This window comes from Calothrix sp. NIES-3974 (genome assembly GCF_002368395.1).
In the GTDB taxonomy this organism is placed as follows: domain Bacteria; phylum Cyanobacteriota; class Cyanobacteriia; order Cyanobacteriales; family Nostocaceae; genus NIES-3974.
Map to the genome: position 1 here is coordinate 2894806 of NZ_AP018254.1, position 21702 is coordinate 2916507.

Here is a 21702-nt window from a genome sequence, read left to right on the forward strand (position 1 = left end):
AGAATTAAATTGTGGAATATAATTCAGTTGGCGATAAAACTTTCCGATAAGACAATCTATCTAAAAAATAATTTTTGCTGTTAGGGAAAAGCCATTTATGGCAATAAACATAATCAAGTATAGCGACTAACAAAAAATACAATTATTCTCCTCTGGGATTTTTTTTACAGGGACATAATCACCCATCAATCAGCTAATCAGCACTCCCAACTGACGCTTCCCCCTTTCCCATTTGGTAGATACCGATTTTCAATCCGAAAAAAAATTAAAAATAGATGAAGCGAAGAATTGTTACACCTATAATAATTACTTTGGGTGACAATACTATACTGACGTTGATCAAATCATCATGCTTGCTCACAATCCCTGTGTTTTAGTGATAGAAAGCGATGAAACCCTCGCTAACCAGATATCATCGGACCTGAGAGAAGCTGGTTACGAAGCTACAGTTGCAAACAATGCCGCAATTGGTTTACAATCTAGCCGCGATCGCGAACCAGCTTTAATTGTGATCGATCGTATGCTGGCTGGTGAATCGGGTTTATCTCTGTGCAAAAGTATTCGTTGTGAGGGAAAACGGATGCCAATTATGGTATTGATGGCGCGGGATACCGTTGATGATCGTGTTGCTTGTTTAGAAGCAGGTGCGGATGATTATTTTCTCAAACCCTACCGTTCAGAAGATTTTCTCAATTTAGTTCGTCTATACCTCAAACCAGAAACGGAAAGCAGTGAACAATTGCGATTTGGGGATTTAGTTTTAGATGTCGCAACCCGTCGAGCCATCCTCAACGGACGCGCAATTGATTTAACCATGAAAGAATTTGAACTATTAAAGTTTTTAATGGAACATCCCCGCGAAGTTCTTACTAGAGAGCAGATTCTCGAAAATGTCTGGGGTTACGATTTTATGGGTGAATCAAATGTGATTGAGGTTTATATTCGCTATTTACGACTGAAAATTGAAGACGAAGGACAAAAACGTCTGATTCAAACTGTACGTGGTGTAGGTTACGTATTACGAGAATCCTAAAAGTCAATACCCGGATCTGGAGCAAATCCCTAAAACTTCCAGGGAGTAAGTAGCCTATATATAATGGTTACACCAAAAGCCGTAGATGCGCGTAGTGCAGCTTCTCTTGGAGATGAAAGTGGTTTTTCCCTTCCCTACTCCCATTACGGACTACTTACTTTCAAGTCAGCCTACATGTACCGCTGAGATCAGAAAGTATGAAAGTCGTTTTCCCGATATCCTCCAGTAGATTTGCTATGGGTCTACACTACTCACTATTTTCTACTCGTCTACACTTTCAATTCATGTAAATGAGAAATTTCCACCTTGACGATTTTGGTTTGAGGGTTGACGATTGTCTATTAGTGAATTTCAGATGATTTTTTGGTCGCTAGTAATTTCCCACCAGGACACAAACTCCTAAATATGTGATACCGTTGGTCAATCCATAGGGTATTTGACCCCCTATCCGGTAAACAGACCGCTAGTACTCGACCAGACCAAAATTGACGGGTAGAGGTAAGCAAGGGAAGCAGGGGAAGAAAATATTTTTATATTCATACCTACCCCTCTCGAAGAGATAGACTACTTATACCGATGCAAACAAAGGTTCGACAAGGGACATAGCAATGCTACGTCTGTTGAAAATTCATCTGTCCTATTTTTTCAAATTGGTATTATTCTGTTTCAATCTTGTTAAAAGTCAACCGTCAACAAATTTAGATTACCAATCCAAAATCCCATGAATCGATTACCTATTTCACCAACCTTAGCCTTAATCTTGAGTTGGCTACTCATCGGTTGTGGAACTCCCACACCTGCAAACCCTCCCTTGACATCCCAACCCACGGTCACACCCACACCCCAAGGGCAAATTTTACCAATTTCGGCGATCGCCATCCTTCCACGGGGTATACGCATCGAGTTGGAAGTTGCTCGCACACCCCAAGAGCAAGCAATGGGATTAATGTATCGTCCTGCTTTACCAGACAATCGGGGGATGCTGTTTCAATTTCCCTCAGCCCAACCCGTCAACTTCTGGATGAAAAATGTCCCCGTCCCCTTGGATATGATATTTCTCCACCAAGGGAAAATCAAGTATATTGCCCCCTCCGTCCCCCCTTGTCAAAGCGATCGCTGTCCCACCTATGGACCGAATACCCCCATTGACCAGGTGATTGAACTACGGAGTGGTCGAGCAGCTGAACTACAACTCAAAGTCGGCGATCGCATTACTATTCGTCATTTGCCAAGAAAATGAATGTATCATTAATGACTCTGCGTCATAGTATTTATCCCATGACAGAAAAAATAGTTAATTCCCAACTATTTGTAAAATGAGGGTTTTGAACTTTAATCATCAAAACAACTTATAGACCTTGTAAAAAAGTATATTCTCAGGCTAATATTTCCAATAGTCAAAATCAGACCCCTAAATTTTTTAGTTTCGTTGCAGCCCTACTGAATTTGTTGAAAATTTATAACTTTGGAAGTAGATCAAAATCAAAGTGAATGAGCGAGTATAGGTGTATAAATATCTTTGTAGGGTCAAACACTTTTCATCGCTGTCAAAATTGCATATGCCTACCTACACTAATTCCAAATCAGTAGGTTAAATGGCTCTGCAAAATTAATCGTAAATTTCCGAAAATCATCCAATTCTGCCACTGCTAGCACTAACTTTACTTCCCCTTGGGATGAAATTAGGAGAGTGACAGGTCAAGCGCAAAATTATCTAACTTATAAGTTCACAGTATATACATCAAAGGGTATGTATATATGGATTTTCGTCTAAATCCTGAAATATAAGCAGGAAGAATTCCGGAATATGGAGAGGACAAATTGTACATCATCAATAGCTAGAAACTGTCTCAGTCCCGAAGCAAAATAGTGATTTTGTGTAGCTAATAGCCATTTTACATACCTATAAAAATTATCGAGATGATAATTTTGTTAAGCTTCCGCAAAATATATTAATTTAACATAAAAAATGCTGCAAATTGATTCCCAATTAACCTAAATAATAGTGACAGATCAAATACTGGCAACATCCCGTTAAATGACAACAGGCAAATATATGACAATACATACTACGCAAGGAGGTGAGTTACAAATGTCACCATCAAATTACTCCCGTTTGATTGATTTTTTACAGGAAGACTTGGCAATTTCCCATGCTTCCATATCAGTAGCCCTCCGTCATAGCCAACAAGACCCCGGTCCACTACCAATGATCTTGTGGCAATATGGCCTAATTACCCTTGACCAATTAGAGCAAATCTACGATTGGTTAGAAACTGCTGCATAAATAAATTAAATAAATATTTCTATTCTTCGACAGGTTCGCTGAATATGGTTCGCACTGGAGAGTTGCAAAACTATGTTAATTTCTAGGCAGAAAAAGACAGTAAATTCCAAGAAATTTCGAGAGCAACGGAAACACCAAAGAAAACGCCATCTATTACTCAATACAACTAGAACAATTCAAAAGAGCGGCTAACACAACCGACTCTTTTTTTATGTTTATATATTTATGATGTTTATATGGGGTCTGCGGAAAAAGTCTTTATCTCGTCCCTATACTCCGCGTGGGGACGCATCTCACGAGGCTCTACCTCAAATCAGGAAGCAGAGTTTCAACAGCCGGAGTATTGGAACAAGTTTGTTGTCACGGTTTGTGCATGAATTTGCGACCCCAAAAAAGGCACAAAGTACACAGCCTAAGCTCTGCCTCTACATTCTTCAACTTATATTGAAATTGAGTCTGCGTAATTGGAAAACAGGGTTGTAGTTTTCACCAAATTATGTAGTTTAGGTGAAGCAATAACTTTTCCGACTCACTGCTCTAATCCAATAAATTTATTATCTCCTCACTATACTTAGCCTTATCCCAATTTTTAGCAGCTTGAATCTGTGAAATTTTTAAATACTTTGCTCCAGTCAAATCCGCACCCTGCAAATCCGCACCTTGTAAATCAGCATTTTGTAAATTAGTATTTTGTAAATTGGCGAATTGCAAACGTGTATACTGGAGATTAGCACTTTGTAAATCCGCACCTTGTAAATTAGCGCTTTGAAAGTTCACATATTTCAAATTAGCATGTTGAAGATTCGCATTACTCAAATCAGCAAATTGAAACTTAGCGTTTTCTAATTCGGCTCTTTGTAAATCCACTCGTTGCAAATTAGCACTTTGGAAAGTGGCTTTTTGAATATTAGCTAACTGAAAATTACTGTCAGCTAAATTTGCACCCTGAAAATTTGCAGATTCCAGATTCGCTTGCTGAAAATTTGTTTTTTGAAGTATAGCCTGCTGAAAGTTACTTTTAACTAAATTAGTATGTTGTAAATTTGCTTTAGCCAACATTGCCTCTTGAAAATTTGCCCTTTCCAAATTAGCCTGTTGAAAATTCGCTTCTGGTAATTTCGCTTTTTTAAAATTTGCGGCTTCTAAATTAGCCCGTTGCAGAACAGCTTCCTGCAAATTAGCTTGTTGCAGGTCAACATAACGCATCATTGTATCTTGCAACATCGCCTTTTCTAAGTTAGAAAAAGCCATTCTCACATTCTCTAAATCCGCATTTTGCAAATCCGCATTCTGTAAATCCGCACTTTGTAGGGTTGCATCTTGCAAAATCGCATCTTGAAAATTGGCAAATTGACAATTTGCAAACGATAAATGGGCATAACGAAGATTAGCCCCTTGTAAATCAGCATACTGTAAATTAGCCTGTTGTAGCGTCGCACCTTCAAAATTAGCATCTTGGAGAATCGCATGGTTAAAGTCAGCCATCTCCACGGTCGCATTGCTAAAATTCGCGTACCTGAGATTTTGACCCTTGAAAAACAAACCACGTACAGTTTGTCCGGAAAAATCTTGCTCCACCATAATGAGAATACGACTCCACTTCCTGATTCATTGTCAGGGATTCAGCATCAAAAGTCTTCATCTCCCGGATACATTTTTGATTTCAGGGGAATAATGTAGCATCAATTGTATTGCATGAATATTTCAAGTGTTTAGGATGACAATATAGCGTTTCCCAAGCAAGTGAAATACAACCCTACCTGCGCTCCAAAGCTCACCCTCCCCCTATCCATTACCCGGATCTTTCTTAACAAAAAGTAAAAATACTTAAAAGAAGACGAAAGGCTTGATAGGTATAGTTTTGAGAGAGGAAAGATAGGGTGTAAAAAATGGAAAAATGGGCAGCAAGGGAATTGAAGCACTTGGATTTGGGAGATAAACGGCGAAACAAGCGTTTGATAAAGATGGTAGAAGATTTAGCAGCACAACCAACATCGAGTGTACCTCAAGCATGTGGGAGCGTAGCAGCGACAACAGCAGCATATGATTTGTGGAGTTCGCCGTATATAAAACCATCAGATATAAGCAATGGACATATCAAAAGTACAATCGAAAGGGCAAAAGAACACGAGATAGTATTAGCAATACAAGACACAACAAATATGGATGTAACAAGTCATCCAGCAACAGAAGGAATTGGATATCTAGACCAGAGAAAAAGTTTAGGATTAAAAGTACATTCAACGTTATTATCAAGCATAAAAGGAGTTCCACTGGGAGTAATAGACCAACAAGTATGGTCAAGAAATATCGAAGATTTAGGAATAGCAAAAACACGTAGAAAAAGACAAACAGAAGAAAAAGAAAGCCAAAGATGGTTGGAAGGGCTAGAGAGAACAAATAAATTACTACCAGAAAAGATAAAAATCATAACAGTAGCAGACTCAGAAGCAGATATATTTGATTTATTTAATCAGGAAAGACCAGAAAATAGCCACTTACTAATCAGAGGAACTCATAATAGAAAAGTTAGCCATACAGCGAATTATCTACATGAGGCGATCAGGTCAAGTCCAACTCAGGGAGAAGTAGAAGTCAAGGTAAGAAGAAATCCAGAAAGACCAGAAAGGATAGCAAAACTAACAATTAGATACGAAACAGTTGAAATAGAAGTACCAAAAAATAAGCTCGGGCGTTCGCTTTGTAAACCAGTAAAACTACAGGTGATATTAGCAGAAGAAAAGAGTCCACCATCGGAGATAAAACCAATCAGTTGGTTATTGTTAACGACATTGGAAATTAATAGCCTTGAAGATGCGGTAAAATGTGTTGAATGGTATACATATCGTTGGTTAATCGAGCGTTATCACTATACATTGAAAAGCGGTTGTCGAATCGAGGAATTACAACTGGAGACAGGAAAACGCCTATCAATGGCATTAGCGACATATTCGATTGTGGCATGGCGATTATTATGGTTAACTTACCAAGCAAGGGATAATCCAGAACAAAGTTGTGAAACGGTTTTAACTACAGTTGAATGGCAATCTTTATGTGTAAGTGTGAACAAAAACCCAATTCCACCAGATCAGCCACCAACATTAAGAGAAGCTGTACGAATGATTGCTCGACTAGGTGGTTTTCTGGGTCGTAAAGGTGATGGGGAACCTGGAGTCAAGACGATTTGGAGAGGGTTACGACGATTGCACGATATCGCCGTAACTTGGAAGCTAGCCCATCAAATCTAAATGCATACTTTCTGAGTTTTGTCTAATCTTAATGCTTAATCCCTCTACTGAAATCATTTCTATAATCGCTTTTCAGACTTTGTTAAGAAAGATGTGACTAATGGATAGCCGATATCGGGGAGGGTTGGGGAGGGGTTCTGATGTATCTTACTAGACTGAGAAATGCTATATAGTAGGAATCGTACTTGAATCTTGTTGAGTATACTGAGAAATAAAGCCTTGTACGACAAGCTTCAGAGTAGTTGGGGTTTTCAGAAATCAAATATGAGTCCTATCTAGTATTTATCTCTTTTCCGTATTAATTCTCTACTTACTTAGGGCGATTACTTCCTATAATGTAACATAAAGTACTAGTGATTTGATACCCTTAACCTGGATTTTGAGCGAGTAAGTTGTAAGCCTTGAGTAACGGATTGATTTTCCTTCTACTCCCTACTCCCTGTGAGTTTTAGGGTTTTGTGAGAAATGCGGCTTCAGCCTATTTATCGGTGAAAGTGATTTGTTTTGATAACTTGACAATTAAATTTCCGTCGATCTTGACACGTAAATTATGTTTGCTTTGATTGTCTTAGAGGATATTCAGAATGTATCGATAAATACTTTACTGACCACATAGTTACTATTATCGACTACTCCCTAATCATAGGTATTTAAGTATTAAAAATCACTTTGAAAACAACCTCTTAATCATTCTTAGTATAAAAATACAGATATGTTAGTTTAAAATTTCAATACAGAGTACTCGATATTTTTCGTGTAAGTTACTGAGACGGTTATTTTTATGATGCGTTAACCTGCTGCTTAACTGAAATTAAATATATTAACTTAAATATTCAAGTATCTATAATAAAATTTCCGTGACCAAGAATCAAGAAGTAAAAGTTACTCCGGGAAATACACCACTAACAGCACCTCAAAAAACCGGTCTAGAGTTGGTATCAATTTTGCATCCTGGGAGAGATGTTGTATTAGCGATTGATTTAACTGAGAGTGTTGGCTTCAATGATGAAGGACGTGCCCTCCTGCATCAAATTGTCAAAGATAGCCTCAAACCAGGGGATTTGGTGTATATTATTCCCTTCGGTTCAGATGTTGGACTTCCACCCGGACATACCCTCTCAAATCCACTGGGAACACCAGTTAAGTTTACAAATGACTTATCAGCAAGTACTGAAAAAATTTTAGAGCAAATTAATTTTAAATCAGATCCAACTCTGGCAAATACAGATATTCAAAGAGCTGAATTAACTATTTACCAGGGACTAGCTCAAATCAACCAAAATCGACTGCAACAAAATCAACCAATCAAACCCCAATCAGTCGTTTGGGTGACCGATGCACCAATTGGAAAATCAGCAGGAATCGACTCACAAACTTGGATTGAAACTCCTGCACAAAGCCCTTTTCGGATTGCTGATTCCCTGGAAAGTAAGCAGCGAGAAGCTTGGATTCAGGCTTTACCCATTCATAAACGTTCGCGAAAAATTGAGAATTTTCAGCTGAGTGTGGTCGATATTGCTCCGACTGTTCAGGAATTTTGTACCCCAGCACCTGGTAGGACAAATACATGTTTAGTAACAACTTATGTAATCAGACAATTATGGCTACCGGGATTAGTCTCAATAGGAGTTTTATTATTAACTCTATTTGGTGTATTTAAAGCTTTAAAATTGCAGAGAAAATGGGAACTGGTAGTTGATTTTGAAGTCACCGAAAAACCAGAAGACCAAAAATGTCGATTACCCCATAATAAAAGAATTGCCATTGGTGCAACCGAACATAATTCCCAGTGTATTGACTCGATTGATTGTCCCGGTTCTGAAGTTAGAGGTTATTTAGAGCGTCAGGGGGAAAATTTATTCTTAATTCCGACGCATACTGCACCAATCTATTTAAATGGTAAGGAAATTTCCGCCAAGACTTTAATATCAAGTTTACGCTTTCGGATGAACTGTCCAGATACTAAAAATCGTGATTACGAAATCGTGATTAAAATCAAAAAATAATTTCAGGGGGATAATTATGGTATCGAAAAATATGAATGAGCAATCGAAAGGAATTAACCGCACCATTTGTATTGGATTGGGTGGTACGGGTCGAGATGTATTGATGCGGATTAGACGTTTAATCGTCGATCGGGAAAAGGATTTAAGTAATTTACCCCTTGTGAGTTTCGTTCATATTGATACCGATAAAGCTGCAACCCAGGTGACGGGTATTCGGACAGGAAGTATTTATCGTGGTGTGGACTTAAGCTTTCGAGAAGCAGAAAAAGTCACAGCAACAATGACCTCCAGCGAAGTGACGATGTTTGTCCAGGGATTGGAAAGACGTTCTGAGTATACTCGTCACGGTCCCTATGACCATATTGGCAGATGGTTTCCTCCCCAGTTAGTAAGAAATATTAAAGCGATTGAAGAAGGTGCAAAAGGAATCAGACCTGTAGGAAGATTGGCTTTTTTCCATAATTATCAAAAGATTAAAACCGCGATTGAAACAGCAGAGAGACGTACCAGGGGACATGAGGGTTTGTTGTTGCAAAGGGGTTTAAAGGTGGAAGCGGGGTTAAATATTTTTGTGATTGCTTCTCTGTGTGGTGGTACGGGGAGTGGAATGTTTTTAGATATTGCCTATGCGTTGAGAAATTTGTATGGAAGTCAAAGTGTGCAGATTGTCGGTTATTTAGTGATTAGTCCCCAGTTATATGGTGATACACCGAGCATGAGTGCAAATACTTATGCTGCATTGAAGGAATTAGATTATTACAGCAGTCCGGGAACGAAATTTAATGCTGTTTATGATATTCAAAATGTGGTGACTGTTCAGGAACAACGTCCACCTTTTGATTATGCCTATTTAGTTTCCCATCAAACGGTTGGAGAATACCAAATATTAACCCAAGGAAAATTATGTAACGTCATTGCACACAAAATAGCTTTAGATTTTTCTGGGGAATTAGCACCCGTCGTCAAGGGTAATCGTGATAACTTTTTGCAACACATGATTCAACCAGATCAACACCCTCGACCAAATACTCAACGCTATTTAACTTTTGGTTTAGCAGCCATTTATTTTCCCCGCGATCGCATTGTCAGAATTGCCTTAACTCGTGTTGGTTGTACCCTGATTGAATTTTGGCTTCGTGGACAAGGACAAAGCCCTGATCCACTCACTTTAAAAGAACAGTTTCTCATCCAGTTTAATTGGCATGATGATTTGGTAAAAAAAGATGGAATTATCAAAAAATTAGGGGAGTCTGTCCAGGAGAATAATAAGACTTTTGGCTCCAGTATGATTGCTTGGCGAAATAATTTAGATAGACTAATTAACGATTGTAAAAATCGCGATGATCGTCGAGCTATCTACCAGCAAATACCGAGACAGATTCGTGAACAGTTTCGGAAAATTCAACCAGGGGAAACAGAAAATAGTCGAGGTATTTGGTTGACAAGGGTGCAGCAAAATGCTCCGAATATAGGTAAGGAATTACAAGCAAATATTGATGAGTTTTTACAGAGATTACTTAATCCTAATGAGCCAAATTTTGCCATTGAAAATGCTCGTGATTGGTTAGATGCTTTGCAGCATGAATTGCATAATTATGAAATGAATTTAATAGAAGAAATTACTAATTTTGGTGGTAATAAACGTCTAGAAGACATTGAGAAAAAATGGCGAGATACGGAGGCTATTATTGATGAAATTGAACAGAAGCCAGGATTTATGGCTTTTAATAAAAATAATCAAATTCAAGCTGAACTCAGGAGGGTTATTCGTGAGGTCAGTGAATTAATTAAACATAACTTTGATTTAGTTGTGTTGCAAGAATCATTGAAAATCATCAATAGTTTACAAAAATTTGTCGAGGATAGAATCACTATCATCGGTACATTTAAAAGTTTAATCGAAGATTTACAGACGGTTTATGAGAAACAGGAACAGGAATTAAGACAACTGAATTTTGATGAGATGAGTGGAGAGGCTATTTTTGATGACGATGATATTGACAAATGCTATCAAGCTTTATTACCAGAATCGGATTTACGTCGGCAATTAGTATTAATTAGTACTCAGGTAACAAATCAAAATTATCAAGAACATTCTTTATTGAGTTTAGTTCATCGAGAACGTGGTTCGATTTATCAACTACAGAAAGAAATTGAATTAAAAATCAACGACTTTTTTCAATCCCGTAATATTGATATAGCCAATTCCGTCGTCAAGCGCTTTCTGGACAAATATTCTCCAACCAAGCGTTCAACAAGGTTAAGACAAATTATGGATGAGGCTGAAGTTTTATTATCTTTGAATAAAAGTGACCCCTATTTTCGTGATAATCCCGCTAAAAGTAGTAAATTAATTGGCTTTAAAGATACAGATGAACCGGAAATCAAGACATTTAAATCTCTAGTTGAACAAGATTTAGGAATCAGTTCGAGTGTTTTGAAAGCGACCCAAGCTGATGATGAAATTTTAATTGTCAACGAGTATGCAGGTTTTCCTCTGAGATTAATCGAGTTTCTCAAAAATTTTTGACACCGCGAGTAATCGGGAGCGAAGACGCGAAGAATTAGAATTGCTGAAACAAGATTTAAAGGATGGTATTTTGACAGAAGAAGAGTATGAACGGGAAAGACAGAAAATAATCAGGAAATATCCATTATCATGAATGTGAATTACAGCACGTGTAAAATTAGGTTCTATTTTCTTAAATTATTCACTATCAGTAAAATATAGAAGATGCAAATTCTTTCTAATTATCCCCCAGAATTAATTTTGGCAATAATAGTATTTATTGTCATACCCTCCTTAGTCGCCATGTATTTACGTGCAGGTCTATATGCAAAATTAAATCAAAAAAATGACATGATTCGTAAGCTGATTCATGGTAATCAAGCGGTCACACCATCAAAATTTGTCAATGAAGTTATTAGTAGATTTAAAAATGCTAGTTATCAATTAGATCAGGTTAATACAGTTGCAATTATTGAACAAATTTATAGTCGGGAAAAACTAGGGAAATTTACCTATGACCAAATAGATTATTTTTGTCGATTATTACCAAATTTGTTATTAGCATTTGGGTTATTTGGTACATTTTTAGGGATTACATGGAATTTATCAATTTTGACCCAGGAATTGAGTGCTGCGGTTCAATCTCAGTCTAATCCAGTTAATCAAGAAATATTAAAAAGCTTACAAAGACCGCTAACTGCGATGAGTATCGCTTTTGTCACCAGTTTGATGGGATTATTATTTAGTTCAATTTTAACGTTATTTAATGCTTGGAAAAACACAAGTTTACTGAAATATCAACTATTCAGTTACTTAGAAGATTATCTGGAGAATATTTACCAACCACAAGTTCAGGGAGATAGTCGTCTGGATAAAATTGTTAATAAAATGGTTTCCCAACAGGAAGAGTTTTTAACTAATTTTGGTAAAACAGTTAGACGTGCTGTTGAAGATTCGATGGGAACTGTAGCCAATCAAATATTGGAAGGAAATAAAAAAGCCAGTGAACTAGCGCAAAGGGTTTATGAGAGATTTTTAGAATCTGCTAGTACCATATCCGGTGCTGGGGATAAGTTTAGACTAGCTATTGATAGTTTGGAAGAGAAAGCTTTAATTTTTCAGCAAGCAGCAGATACTTTTGCTGAAAGTGACTTTCCCCAACTTTTATCAGCTGCGACTAAAGATTTAAGTGATACGCAAAAAAACTTTTCTAAATCAGCGACAACTTTAGCGAAAACTAGTGATTTAATTCAAAATGCACTATTGGAGATGAAATCTGCTAGTCAAGCTTTACTCCAAGTCGAAAAACAAATAGAAACTGTGAATCAAACTTCCCTGCAAGTTTTACAATTAGAATCTCAAAATCAAACGTCTTTGGCTGAAATTATCCCCAAACTTGAAAAGGGAGCGAATAGTTTTGCTTCTGCAATCAATCAAATTCATCAATTAGAAGCCAGGATATCTCAGAAAGCAGAAAGCTTGGTGGTTGTGGAAGAATCTTTACAGAAATTATTAGCACAAGTTAATCAATATACCCAAGTAATGAAACAGGAAATTGCTGCTGTTTCTACTCAACTGGGTAAAAATAATCAAGATTTTTTGCGTAGTTGGGAGGGTTATACGAATCAATTGGGGTTTAAGGTGGATACTCTCAATTTAGATTTAGGGTATTCATTGAAGGAAAATTTGGTTCAACTGAGAATATGCGTGGAAAATTTAGAGCAGATGCATCGAGAAATATCGACATTAAGGAGTTTTGCAACAACGATGAAAAATTCTTCTTTAAGTGATAGTTCTCCCTAAAATGGTAATTTATTCTGTTGAATAAAATTGCATCAAATGTCCAGGTATTCATTCGAGCTATTTAAAATAGTATGGCAGGCAATGGAAAACTCAGAGCAGAGTTGAATGTCTTTTCCCAGAAAAATTAGCGAAATTTATTAATTTAGTAAATTTTAGTTTTTGACTACTGTATTATAAGTAATCTTTTTTATGAAATTTAATGATGATAACTTAGGTATGGATAATGGGAAAATATATTCACAAAATAAATGAAAGTGAGGAAGTGAATATTTGGTCAGCATTTACCGACTTAATGTCCAATGCTTTCATGATAATTTTGTTGTTATTTTTTATGGTAGTTGTGACAACAAAAGTGAAAATTGCAGAATTATCAGCGAACAACCAAGGAACACCTCCATTGATTGAAATCAGAGATAATGAAAACTTTCGCTTTTCCCCGAATAGTGCTGAAATTTCTCCGAGAATGGAAAAATATATTAAAGATGAAATTGTGAAATTAATTGATGAAAACACTCAAAAATATAATATTAATTTGGTAGAAATTATTGGTCATACGGACGAACAATCTATTGGGTTTGCAGCTAGTAATTTAGATGATAATTTAGAAACTGCGGCAAAATCTACTACAGCAACCACCAATATAGATACCTTACTCAAAGCTGGTTCTAATGCTGACTTAGGATTAATGCGATCGCTTGCAGTGGTGAAATTGTTACAGAAGATCCAAATCCAAGAAAATAAAATGAAAAATGTCAAGTTTCGTCCCTATTCCGCAGCACAATTAATTTTACCTAATGGAGATTTAGCGAATCCTCCCCAAGGAGTGCGTGTAGCGGATAGTAGTAGACGACGAATCGAAATTCGTTTTACCCGTTTAGGGGAAAGCATTAAACGTTAGATTTACATGGTATGATTATAGATCCCCAAGAAGTACCGCAGGAATCAGGTTCCCGTTATCCCCAAGAATTTCAAACCAAAGTAGCTGGACGCATCCGTCAGCGATTAGGTGATTTTGCCCAACTGCAAAATTTTGGTGTTAACTTAGTCACCCTGCTGCCAGGTAGTGCATCCGCATTACGTCATTACCATTCCCAGCAAGATGAGTTTATTTATATCTTAGCAGGAGAATTGACTTTAATTACCAATGGGGGTGAAAGGATTCTCACTCCAGGAATGGCTGCTGGTTTTCCTAAAGGAGAAGCGAATGGACATCATTTGGTGAATAAATCGACCAATATGGCTATGTATTTAGAGATTGGTGACAGAAGTGCAAATGATACAGTAAATTACCCTGATGATGATTTAATTGCCCAACCGCAAAAAAACGGAAAGGGTTATATTTTTCTACACAAAGATGGATCTAGTTATTAGAAGATGTTTTCCAGGGTTATTTATCAACTTTCTCGCAACTTACACGAGATTTTGCACCTTGGGGAAGTGAACTTAATTAAAATGGACTACAAACAGTACATCAACGGTGAGATAAAATAATCACCATTTTGCTGATTATTTACCTATTTACCGGAAAGGTGCAAGATATAACTAATCCTAAATATATCTTTTTATTTTCACTTAATATGGAAGCGTTCCTTTCTGTCTATAGTTCCTTAATCGTATCAATGGTATTAGGAGCTTTACTGGGATTGTCCTTATATTTACCGATGATGGCAGGGCAATTATCTTTGGCAAGTCCTGGTTTTTATGCTTTAGGTGGTTACGTTGCAGCGATTTTATCCACTCAAGTATTTCCGAGTGAGGGTGGTTTATTCCCCATCTATTTTATACTGATAGAAATGCTAATAGCTGGATTGATGTCAGCCCTATTAGGTGTAGCAGTGGGGATTCCAGCATTAAGACTACGGGGAATTTATTTAGCGATCGCCACCATTGCTTTTGTCGAAGTTTTGCGGGTGATGGCGTTGAATTTAGAGATAACTGGTGGTGCTGTGGGGATTTTTGGGATTCCCCAACCCTTTGCGAGTCCTTTAGAATATTTGTGGATTGCCTTACCTTTGTTGATTATTAGTATGGTTCTAATTTATCGCCTAGAACGGATACGAGTGGGGAGAGCATTAACCGCAATTCGCGAAGATGAATTAGCAGCTGGGGCAATCGGAATTAACTCTACCTATTATAAAGTGTTAGCATTTACTTTGGGAGCCGTTTTAGCAGGAATTGTGGGCGTAATTAGTGCCCATTTTTTAAATACATGGAATGCTCGTCAAGGTACATTTGATGCTAGTATTATTTACTTGACATTCGTATTGATTGGTGGTTCCCGGACATTTTTAGGTGCGGTGGTGGGAGGTATGTTATTTACCGCTTTGCCAGAGATGTTGCGGGGATTAGCAGATACGGGTGGTTTACCGCTATGGTTAGCTCAGTTTTTACGTGATGGTAGATTAATCATTTTTGGTTTACTGATTGTATTGGGAACTATCTTTTTTCCCCAGGGTTTAGTGAATCCTAGATGGTTGAAAAATAGTAAATATTAAAGGTTAAGTTTTCTTAGATACTGTTAAGTAGGTAGGTGCAATTAAACATAAAACAGCAACGCAACCGTTCATTCGTCTCAAAGCCTTACTCCCGTACAGACGAACCGACGGGTCGTCTCTACTACCTGATATTAACGACAATTTTTACCACTCACCTACTTATCCATGAACAAATAAGTGTAGTTGATCATGCACCCGTAATACAAATTTGTAATTCTGGATGCTCGCTTTTCGCAAGCAGCAAGCTATGAAATTTAAGAAAATCGGTGTTCCTGCATCCTCTTCATCTTCCACGACTTATGAGTAACTGGCACCAAATCGATGCAGCACAAGCTTTACAAAACTTAGGTACGATTGATTTCTATGGTTTGAGTCATGAGGAAGTCAACCGTCGTCTGGCACATTATGGGGCAAATGAGTTAGTAGAACGTCCCGGTAAAACTTCCTGGCAGATTCTTTGGGAGCAGTTTACTGCCACAACAGTTCTTGTCTTGATTGCTGCGGCAGTAATTTCCGGTATTTTAGGTGACTATAAAGATACCATCGCCATATTAGCAATTGTAGTATTCAATGCCCTTTTAGGATTCAATCAAGAATATCGGGCTGGTATGGCTTTTGCTGCCTTAAAAAAGTTAGCCGTACCCACGGTGAGGGTGTGTCGTCAGGGACACTGGGAACAAATTGTTGCCCGAAAATTAGTGCCTGGAGATTTAATACTGTTGGAAGCTGGAGATTTAGTACCTGCGGACTGCCGTTTACTGGAAAGCATTAATTTGATGGCCCAGGAATCTGCTTTCACGGGGGAATCGGAAGCGGTTGAGAAAAACAGCCTACCTGTAGAAGGTGCTGATTTACCATTAGGCGATCGCCCCAGCGCTGACTTGTCAGTTCGCCATAATATGGTTTACATGGGTACGGTAATCACCTATGGTAACAAACCCATTTTAGCAGCAGTGGCTCTGACCTTGATTTTGCAACTTGCAGTTGTGTATATTCCTTGGTTGCGATCGCTTTTCCAGACACAGCCATTGTCTACACAAGAGTTAATACTCTGTTTGGTAATTAGCACCGTTGGTTTTTGGGCAATGGAAATTAAGAAATGGGTGATTCGCCGTCGGAGCCATCATAGAGGTTTGTTCGCTAATTAGGCGATCGCCTTCGTCACTGCACCAGCAGAACATCAATCTTGATCATTGACTTTGCGCAAGGAAACTTGAAGTTGTTAACTGTTAACATTCAACAATCCTACTCTAGTCCCCTATTTACCAGGAAGACAAAAAATTCCATCCCTCTTTTGTCTCCGGAGTCTCTAATTTTTTTTGTTCCAGTACATTTTCATATTCTCCTGACTCAATCCATTTCAATAATTCATGAGTACGCATAACAGCCCAAGAAAGTTGATTGTTAGTATAACTTAATACTTTTGCTGCCCGATCTACGCCATCAAAACTATCGGATGAAAACTCGCGGGCTTGAGCCATAAAATCTTCTATGACAACATCATTCAAATATTCTCCAGGTAAACCTGCTGTTTTGATGAGTGTGCTAATAGCGACTTTAGTATCTTGACAAGCTAGCAAACCAGCACGATCAACAGTTAACTCGGCCATCATACGCCAATTGTATAAAGCCAACTCCATACCACTAGCCACCAAGCCACCTAATCCTAATGTACTGCTGCTCATCAAATCTTTTAAAACGGGCATGACAATCGCCATTTGATGATAAATTAAATGTTGGCTCTTAATGTGAGCAGCTTCATGTCCCAAGGCGTAAACTAACTCATCCCTTGTTAGCCACTCCATTGCTTCTAAATTGATACTGACAATAGGTTCTTCTACCCCAACAATATGAGTTTCAATGTGGCCTGTACCTCGATACAGATGTAACTCAGGAAGTGGGGCAATATCAAGAATTTCGCAGGCTTCTACAAATGCCTCATACAATTGGGGAAAATTTCGGGGTGTGATTTTGATTTCACTACCAAGACATTGCAGTCTCAGTAAGCGATCGATACCATACTCATTAATTTTTTTAATCAGCAAAGAAACACCAGGTATTTTTTTTAGAGCAGCTAAGGCTTTGCTATCAAAAGGGTGTTCGTAAGCTTGTGAACTCAGTCCAGTTAATATTTTTCTTGTCATGGGTTTTGAGCTTTTTTAACCTGTTTGCGAAGTTTAGCTACTCCGATATCTACATTACAGAAAATGACACTGAAAGCCCCGTGGCTTTTCAGGCAGAAATGAAGCAAGGACGCAGGTTTTCGCCTATCTGAAACACATCTTTAACTTCTAGCAGACTTATGCTATCAATTTTTCACGCATGTCAGCAAAATTTAATTAGTCCCAACAACTGTCAAACCTTCCGAATCTGATGAAAACACTACAAATCGAATCCGCGATCGCCAGTGCTGTAGCATACTTACACAGCAAACAGTGTGCTAACGGTGGTTTCTTTGCTTACAAAATGGAATACCTAGAAGAACCCAATGCTAGTGACACTTTTTTTGCTGTTGCCGCATTGCAAACTTTAGGATTAGAACCACCTAATCGCCACCAGCTATGGGATTACCTGCACTCTCTGCTGAATCAAGTCCAGAAAAACTTTGATATTTCGCCTCAAGGTAGCATCTCACAAGCAGCCTTCAATTATTTGTATTTTCCCCTTTATACCCTGTATTGCCTCGGTGTCAAGGATTCAGTGAACCAGTGGCAACAAGCGATCGCGCAATTTGATATCCCATTACCAGCACAAACCAATGCCACGGAAATGGGTATAACTCAAAAATGGCTAGTACGTCAAATCCGCACAAAAAAGATTTGGGGAGATTTACCCCAAAAGCAACACATTATTAAATATATTTTGCAACTAAATAATGAGGGTGGCTTTGGCATCAAACCCAATTTAATGGAAACCTATTGGAGTTTAGCTGTTCTCCAGGAATTGGATTACGATTTGACCCAATTAGATGACACTCGACACTTCATTGAACAACTTCAGGTGAAAGAAACTGGTTTCACTAACACAGTCGATGGTTTATCTACAAGTGTGGACATTGTTTACGCTGGCATCTTTGCTAGTAATCTATTAAAGATGGAAATTCCTTACCTGGAATCAGCAATTAAATTTGTGCAGATGTGTCAAATGGGAAAAGGCGGTTTTGCCCGTATGCCAATCGCCTTACCCGATATTGAGACAACCTACCTTGCTTTGAAGATTTTGCTTACAGCATACCAATACGATCATCCTCAACTATAATGACAGGAATTGAACTCGATTCCAACACCGCTTGAGATACAGAACCAACCAGAACCTGATCCCAAAGCTGATGTCCTCGCTTACCCATAACAATTTCAGCAACTCGATAGTCCTGAGCAACACGGATAATTTCTTCGGGAATTGAACCTGGAATTGCAATGAATTGATGGCGGATGTCTGCTAAAAGTCGTCGAGTTTTTTCTTGTAGATGCTCTACTCCTTGAGAATCATTGGTACGAATGATATGCAATACAATTACTTCGGCATCACTACGACGAGCAAGATCGGCAGTTTTAGTCAATACCTGACTAGCTAGAGGTGAGGTATCAACCGCCGCTAGTATAACAATCCGCCGAGCGATCGCTACTTTTGTCGGATCGACCTCACCCTTCTCTAACAATTTGGGTGCAAAGGTAGGAATTGCCCAAGCTCCCAAGGGTGCAGTCACCAGGATGGATAAAGCGGCGATCGCTAAAATTGTCTCTCCACCCTGAATACCTTGTGCTAGGGGAATTGCGCCGATTGCCGCTTGCACAGTGGCTTTAGCAGAGTTCCCTGGTAGCAAAAAGATTCGCTCTCGGCGATTCCAGTTACTTCCTAATGTAGACAAATACCATCCTATAGCCCGTCCCATCAGCGTCCCAATTCCTAAAATCACTAATCCAGGAACTAGGGTTTTTTCTAACACTTGTAACTGAATACTTGCCCCTAACAACACAAACAAAACGATTTCTGCTATTGTCCACAGGCTATCGAAGCCAGAACGTAACCGACGTGCTAAAGGAGCATCTAACTCAATCAAGAAAAATCCTGTCGCCATGACTGCCAGATACCCAGAGAAGAAGGGGAATTTTTCTGCCAGCACTACGAGCAACAACGCTAAAGTCGCGGCAACTAAACTATCCTGCACAGCATTTTGAGTCCAGTTCTGCTTGGTCAACAAAGACACTAAAAGCCTGGCTGTTACTACACCTAGGACGACTCCCAAAACAATTTGGCTAATAATTTGCAGAGGCAAGAGTTGAATTGCACTCAAAGTTAAACCAAAGGGTAATCTTACCTCAGAAGTTGCTCCTTGTGCCAAAAAGTTCAGTAGCAGACTAAATACTAGTAGTAGTAACACATCTGACAAGGCGCTGCCAGTAAGGATAGCATCGGGTATACCTTTAGTAACTCCCCAACCCAAACTTTTCAGTCGCAGCATTCCCGGTACAATTACTGCCGGCGACTCTGCTCCAATGATACAACCCAGCAGTAGCCCCGTGGGAAAGTCGAAATTTAAAATCCACATAGCAGCCAGGGCAATTACTACAGCTTCAAAGGCCGCGGGTAGAAATCCTAATCGTAGTGCTACCGTTCCTTGTTGTACCAGTTTCTCTCGGTCTAAACCTAACCCTGCCTTCATCAAAATTACCATGACAGCGATCGTTCGCAAAGGTGTAGATGCTGCTAGTACATTAGGGCTGATTAGGTCAGCAACTTGAGGTCCCAGTATAATTCCGGTCAAAACCATGCCTACTAAGGCCGGGATTTTCAGCCTTCGGGCAATCTGTCCCACGAAAAAGCCAATCAGCAAGATCAGGATAAAGCTTTCTAACATCACGCAATTTTCAAAGTAAATGGGTAAGCGTGACTTGCTGACGGAAGTTGAACACCAATAGCCCTACCATTCCGCAGCAAGTCGGAAAAGTAGGAGCCATTAGCCTTTTTTATCGAATATTGAGTATGTAAAAATAAAAAAGGCGGTTGTGGCGAGCTCCATCGCCTTGTAATTACTTTACATGTAAACTGTTTTATTGGAAAGTCATGCAATATCTACAGCAATCCGATTTCGGTCGTGAAAAATAGCGTGCCGTGGACTGATGACTGTTAACCGTCAACTGTCAACCGTTAACAACCCTATATGTAAGATTTCACAAATCGGTTAGGACTGCTTAAGTGGAAATTTATCTTGTCCTTGTTATCCTGAATCTTTCGATAATTCAGCAGGATATCCTAATAGCGTGCATCAACTCTAGCAGCGTTGTGTGACCTGTGGCTGTAATCCTCAGACTGACATCAACTCTCAATTTAAGCATTGATCAGGGTTGGATTTGACTCAAATCCGCAATCGGTGAACACATGGTATAAATAACTAAGATTGACAAACCTTATGGTGTGAATAGAGAGAATCATACACTCTGGATTTGAATAGGGGGGAGGTTGAAAATTTAAAATCTAAATGAATTAATGGAGAAGATAATTTTTGTGAAATAAATCAAAAATCAAATGCTAGATGCACATTCAAGTAATCGTACAATCTTAGAAATTGAGAAATTAACACGTAGATTTGGAGGTTTAATAGCGGTCAATCAAGTATCCTTTAGGGTTAATAAAGGAGAAATATTTGGCTTAATTGGTCCAAACGGAGCCGGAAAAACAACTTTATTTAACTTAATTACAGGCTTAATTCCCGCTTCCAGTGGCAAGTTGATTTATCAAGGTCAAAATATCACTCAAAATCAACCCCATCAAATAGCATTTAAAGGTATAGCCCGTACATTTCAAAATATTCGGTTATTTGGTGAATTATCAGTTTTAGAAAATATTAAAATTGGACGACATTTGCATATTCAAACAAATTTATTCACAGGAATTTTAGGATTTCCATCCGCATCGAGACAAGAGAGAAGTAATGCAGAAAAAGCATGGGAACTATTAAAAATGGTTGGTTTAGAGCAACGTGCGGAAGTAATTGCCAATAGTTTATCCTATGGAGAGCAACGTCGTTTAGAAATTGCTCGTGCTTTAGCACTAGAACCACAAATCCTATTATTAGACGAACCCGCAGCAGGGATGAATCCCAGTGAAAAAAGTGAATTAAGCGAATTTATCCGCGAAATCCGTCAAAAATTTAACTTAACCATCATTTTAATTGAACATCATGTACCATTAGTGATGGGATTATGCGATCGCATTGCTGTTCTCGATTTTGGCCAACTCATTGCTCTCGGTGTTCCTGAAGAGGTTCGTAACAACCCCGCAGTGATTGAAGCCTATCTGGGAAATGAATAATTTGGTAAG

The 21702-nt window shown here is 38.5% G+C and carries 16 protein-coding genes and 1 riboswitch; of the genes, 13 read left to right on the forward strand and 3 right to left on the reverse strand.

Features of this window, described 5'->3' with window-relative positions; translation table 11 throughout:
* The first annotated feature begins 346 nt into the window (after positions 1-346).
* From nblR to CDC37_RS11510, 3 genes are all read left to right on the forward strand, one after another.
* Positions 347-1033, forward strand: a complete 687-nt coding sequence (gene nblR / locus CDC37_RS11500; RefSeq protein ID WP_096622043.1) for a response regulator transcription factor NblR — start codon at positions 347-349, stop codon at positions 1031-1033.
* A 721-nt stretch (positions 1034-1754) separates the two neighbouring features.
* Positions 1755-2273: a DUF192 domain-containing protein gene (locus CDC37_RS11505; RefSeq protein WP_096622045.1), complete on the forward strand. Its 519-nt coding sequence runs from the start codon at positions 1755-1757 to the stop codon at positions 2271-2273.
* Positions 2274-3089: 816 nt separating this feature from the next.
* A complete protein-coding gene (locus CDC37_RS11510) occupies positions 3090-3320 on the forward strand; it encodes a DUF2949 domain-containing protein (RefSeq protein WP_096622046.1) in 231 nt (76 codons plus the stop codon).
* 537 nt (positions 3321-3857) lie between these two features.
* On the opposite strand, the gene CDC37_RS11515 is transcribed toward CDC37_RS11510, so the two are convergent.
* On the reverse strand, positions 3858-4901 hold the full coding sequence (locus CDC37_RS11515) for a pentapeptide repeat-containing protein (RefSeq protein ID WP_096622047.1): 1044 nt from the start codon (positions 4899-4901) through the stop codon (positions 3858-3860).
* A 308-nt stretch (positions 4902-5209) separates the two neighbouring features.
* Between CDC37_RS11515 and CDC37_RS11520 the strand changes: the two genes are divergently transcribed.
* The 8 genes from CDC37_RS11520 to CDC37_RS11555 all read left to right on the forward strand — a co-directional run bounded on the left by CDC37_RS11520 (position 5210) and on the right by CDC37_RS11555 (position 16529).
* Positions 5210-6568, forward strand: a complete 1359-nt coding sequence (locus CDC37_RS11520; RefSeq protein ID WP_096620005.1) for an IS4 family transposase — start codon at positions 5210-5212, stop codon at positions 6566-6568.
* Between the two features lie 857 nt (positions 6569-7425).
* Complete coding sequence (locus tag CDC37_RS11525; RefSeq protein ID WP_096622048.1) at positions 7426-8574, forward strand: vWA domain-containing protein; 1149 nt, start codon at positions 7426-7428, stop codon at positions 8572-8574.
* Positions 8575-8590: 16 nt separating this feature from the next.
* A complete protein-coding gene (locus tag CDC37_RS11530) occupies positions 8591-11104 on the forward strand; it encodes a tubulin-like doman-containing protein (protein WP_096622050.1) in 2514 nt (837 codons plus the stop codon).
* 204 nt (positions 11105-11308) lie between these two features.
* Positions 11309-12886, forward strand: coding sequence for a hypothetical protein (locus tag CDC37_RS11535; protein WP_096622052.1), 1578 nt, complete (start codon positions 11309-11311; stop codon positions 12884-12886).
* Between the two features lie 223 nt (positions 12887-13109).
* The gene (locus tag CDC37_RS11540; protein WP_096622053.1) at positions 13110-13784 is read left to right on the forward strand and encodes an OmpA family protein; all 675 of its coding nucleotides are present in this window, start codon (positions 13110-13112) and stop codon (positions 13782-13784) included.
* Between the two features lie 11 nt (positions 13785-13795).
* Positions 13796-14257, forward strand: a complete 462-nt coding sequence (locus CDC37_RS11545) for a cupin domain-containing protein (protein WP_096622055.1) — start codon at positions 13796-13798, stop codon at positions 14255-14257.
* Between the two features lie 206 nt (positions 14258-14463).
* Positions 14464-15381, forward strand: a complete 918-nt coding sequence (locus tag CDC37_RS11550) for a branched-chain amino acid ABC transporter permease (protein ID WP_096622056.1) — start codon at positions 14464-14466, stop codon at positions 15379-15381.
* Between the two features lie 299 nt (positions 15382-15680).
* Positions 15681-16529 (forward strand): HAD-IC family P-type ATPase, encoded by an 849-nt coding sequence (locus CDC37_RS11555; protein WP_157780721.1) that lies wholly within the window; start codon positions 15681-15683, stop codon positions 16527-16529.
* A gap of 114 nt (positions 16530-16643) precedes the next feature.
* Here the strand turns inward: CDC37_RS11555 and CDC37_RS11560 are convergent, their stop codons facing one another.
* Positions 16644-17525, reverse strand: coding sequence for a M48 family metallopeptidase (locus CDC37_RS11560; protein ID WP_096622058.1), 882 nt, complete (start codon positions 17523-17525; stop codon positions 16644-16646).
* A 229-nt stretch (positions 17526-17754) separates the two neighbouring features.
* Between CDC37_RS11560 and CDC37_RS11565 the strand changes: the two genes are divergently transcribed.
* Positions 17755-18639, forward strand: coding sequence for a prenyltransferase/squalene oxidase repeat-containing protein (locus CDC37_RS11565; RefSeq protein ID WP_096622060.1), 885 nt, complete (start codon positions 17755-17757; stop codon positions 18637-18639).
* Here the strand turns inward: CDC37_RS11565 and CDC37_RS11570 are convergent.
* Entirely contained in the window at positions 18605-20239 is a 1635-nt protein-coding gene (locus CDC37_RS11570) for a cation:proton antiporter (protein ID WP_096622061.1), read from the reverse strand. The two genes, CDC37_RS11565 and CDC37_RS11570, sit on opposite strands and share 35 nt — an antisense overlap.
* Before the next feature lie 83 nt (positions 20240-20322).
* Positions 20323-20414, reverse strand: a riboswitch (Fluoride riboswitch).
* Between the two features lie 493 nt (positions 20415-20907).
* Here CDC37_RS11570 and CDC37_RS11575 point away from each other — a divergent pair.
* Entirely contained in the window at positions 20908-21693 is a 786-nt protein-coding gene (locus CDC37_RS11575; RefSeq protein ID WP_096622063.1) for an ABC transporter ATP-binding protein, read from the forward strand.
* The last annotated feature ends 9 nt before the right edge of the window (positions 21694-21702 follow it).

Coding starts and splice junctions, on each gene's coding strand:
- CDC37_RS11565 (WP_096622060.1), top strand. CDS start 17,755: ATGAAAACACTACAAATCGAATCCGCGATCGCCAGTGCTGTAGCATAC.
- CDC37_RS11535 (WP_096622052.1), top strand. CDS start 11,309: ATGCAAATTCTTTCTAATTATCCCCCAGAATTAATTTTGGCAATAATA.
- CDC37_RS11515 (WP_096622047.1), bottom strand. CDS start 4,901: ATGGTGGAGCAAGATTTTTCCGGACAAACTGTACGTGGTTTGTTTTTC.
- CDC37_RS11560 (WP_096622058.1), bottom strand. CDS start 17,525: ATGACAAGAAAAATATTAACTGGACTGAGTTCACAAGCTTACGAACAC.
- CDC37_RS11540 (WP_096622053.1), top strand. CDS start 13,110: ATGGGAAAATATATTCACAAAATAAATGAAAGTGAGGAAGTGAATATT.
- CDC37_RS11505 (WP_096622045.1), top strand. CDS start 1,755: ATGAATCGATTACCTATTTCACCAACCTTAGCCTTAATCTTGAGTTGG.
- CDC37_RS11575 (WP_096622063.1), top strand. CDS start 20,908: ATGCTAGATGCACATTCAAGTAATCGTACAATCTTAGAAATTGAGAAA.
- CDC37_RS11530 (WP_096622050.1), top strand. CDS start 8,591: ATGGTATCGAAAAATATGAATGAGCAATCGAAAGGAATTAACCGCACC.
- CDC37_RS11550 (WP_096622056.1), top strand. CDS start 14,464: ATGGAAGCGTTCCTTTCTGTCTATAGTTCCTTAATCGTATCAATGGTA.
- CDC37_RS11520 (WP_096620005.1), top strand. CDS start 5,210: ATGGAAAAATGGGCAGCAAGGGAATTGAAGCACTTGGATTTGGGAGAT.
- CDC37_RS11545 (WP_096622055.1), top strand. CDS start 13,796: ATGATTATAGATCCCCAAGAAGTACCGCAGGAATCAGGTTCCCGTTAT.
- CDC37_RS11510 (WP_096622046.1), top strand. CDS start 3,090: ATGACAATACATACTACGCAAGGAGGTGAGTTACAAATGTCACCATCA.
- CDC37_RS11555 (WP_157780721.1), top strand. CDS start 15,681: ATGAGTAACTGGCACCAAATCGATGCAGCACAAGCTTTACAAAACTTA.
- CDC37_RS11570 (WP_096622061.1), bottom strand. CDS start 20,239: ATGTTAGAAAGCTTTATCCTGATCTTGCTGATTGGCTTTTTCGTGGGA.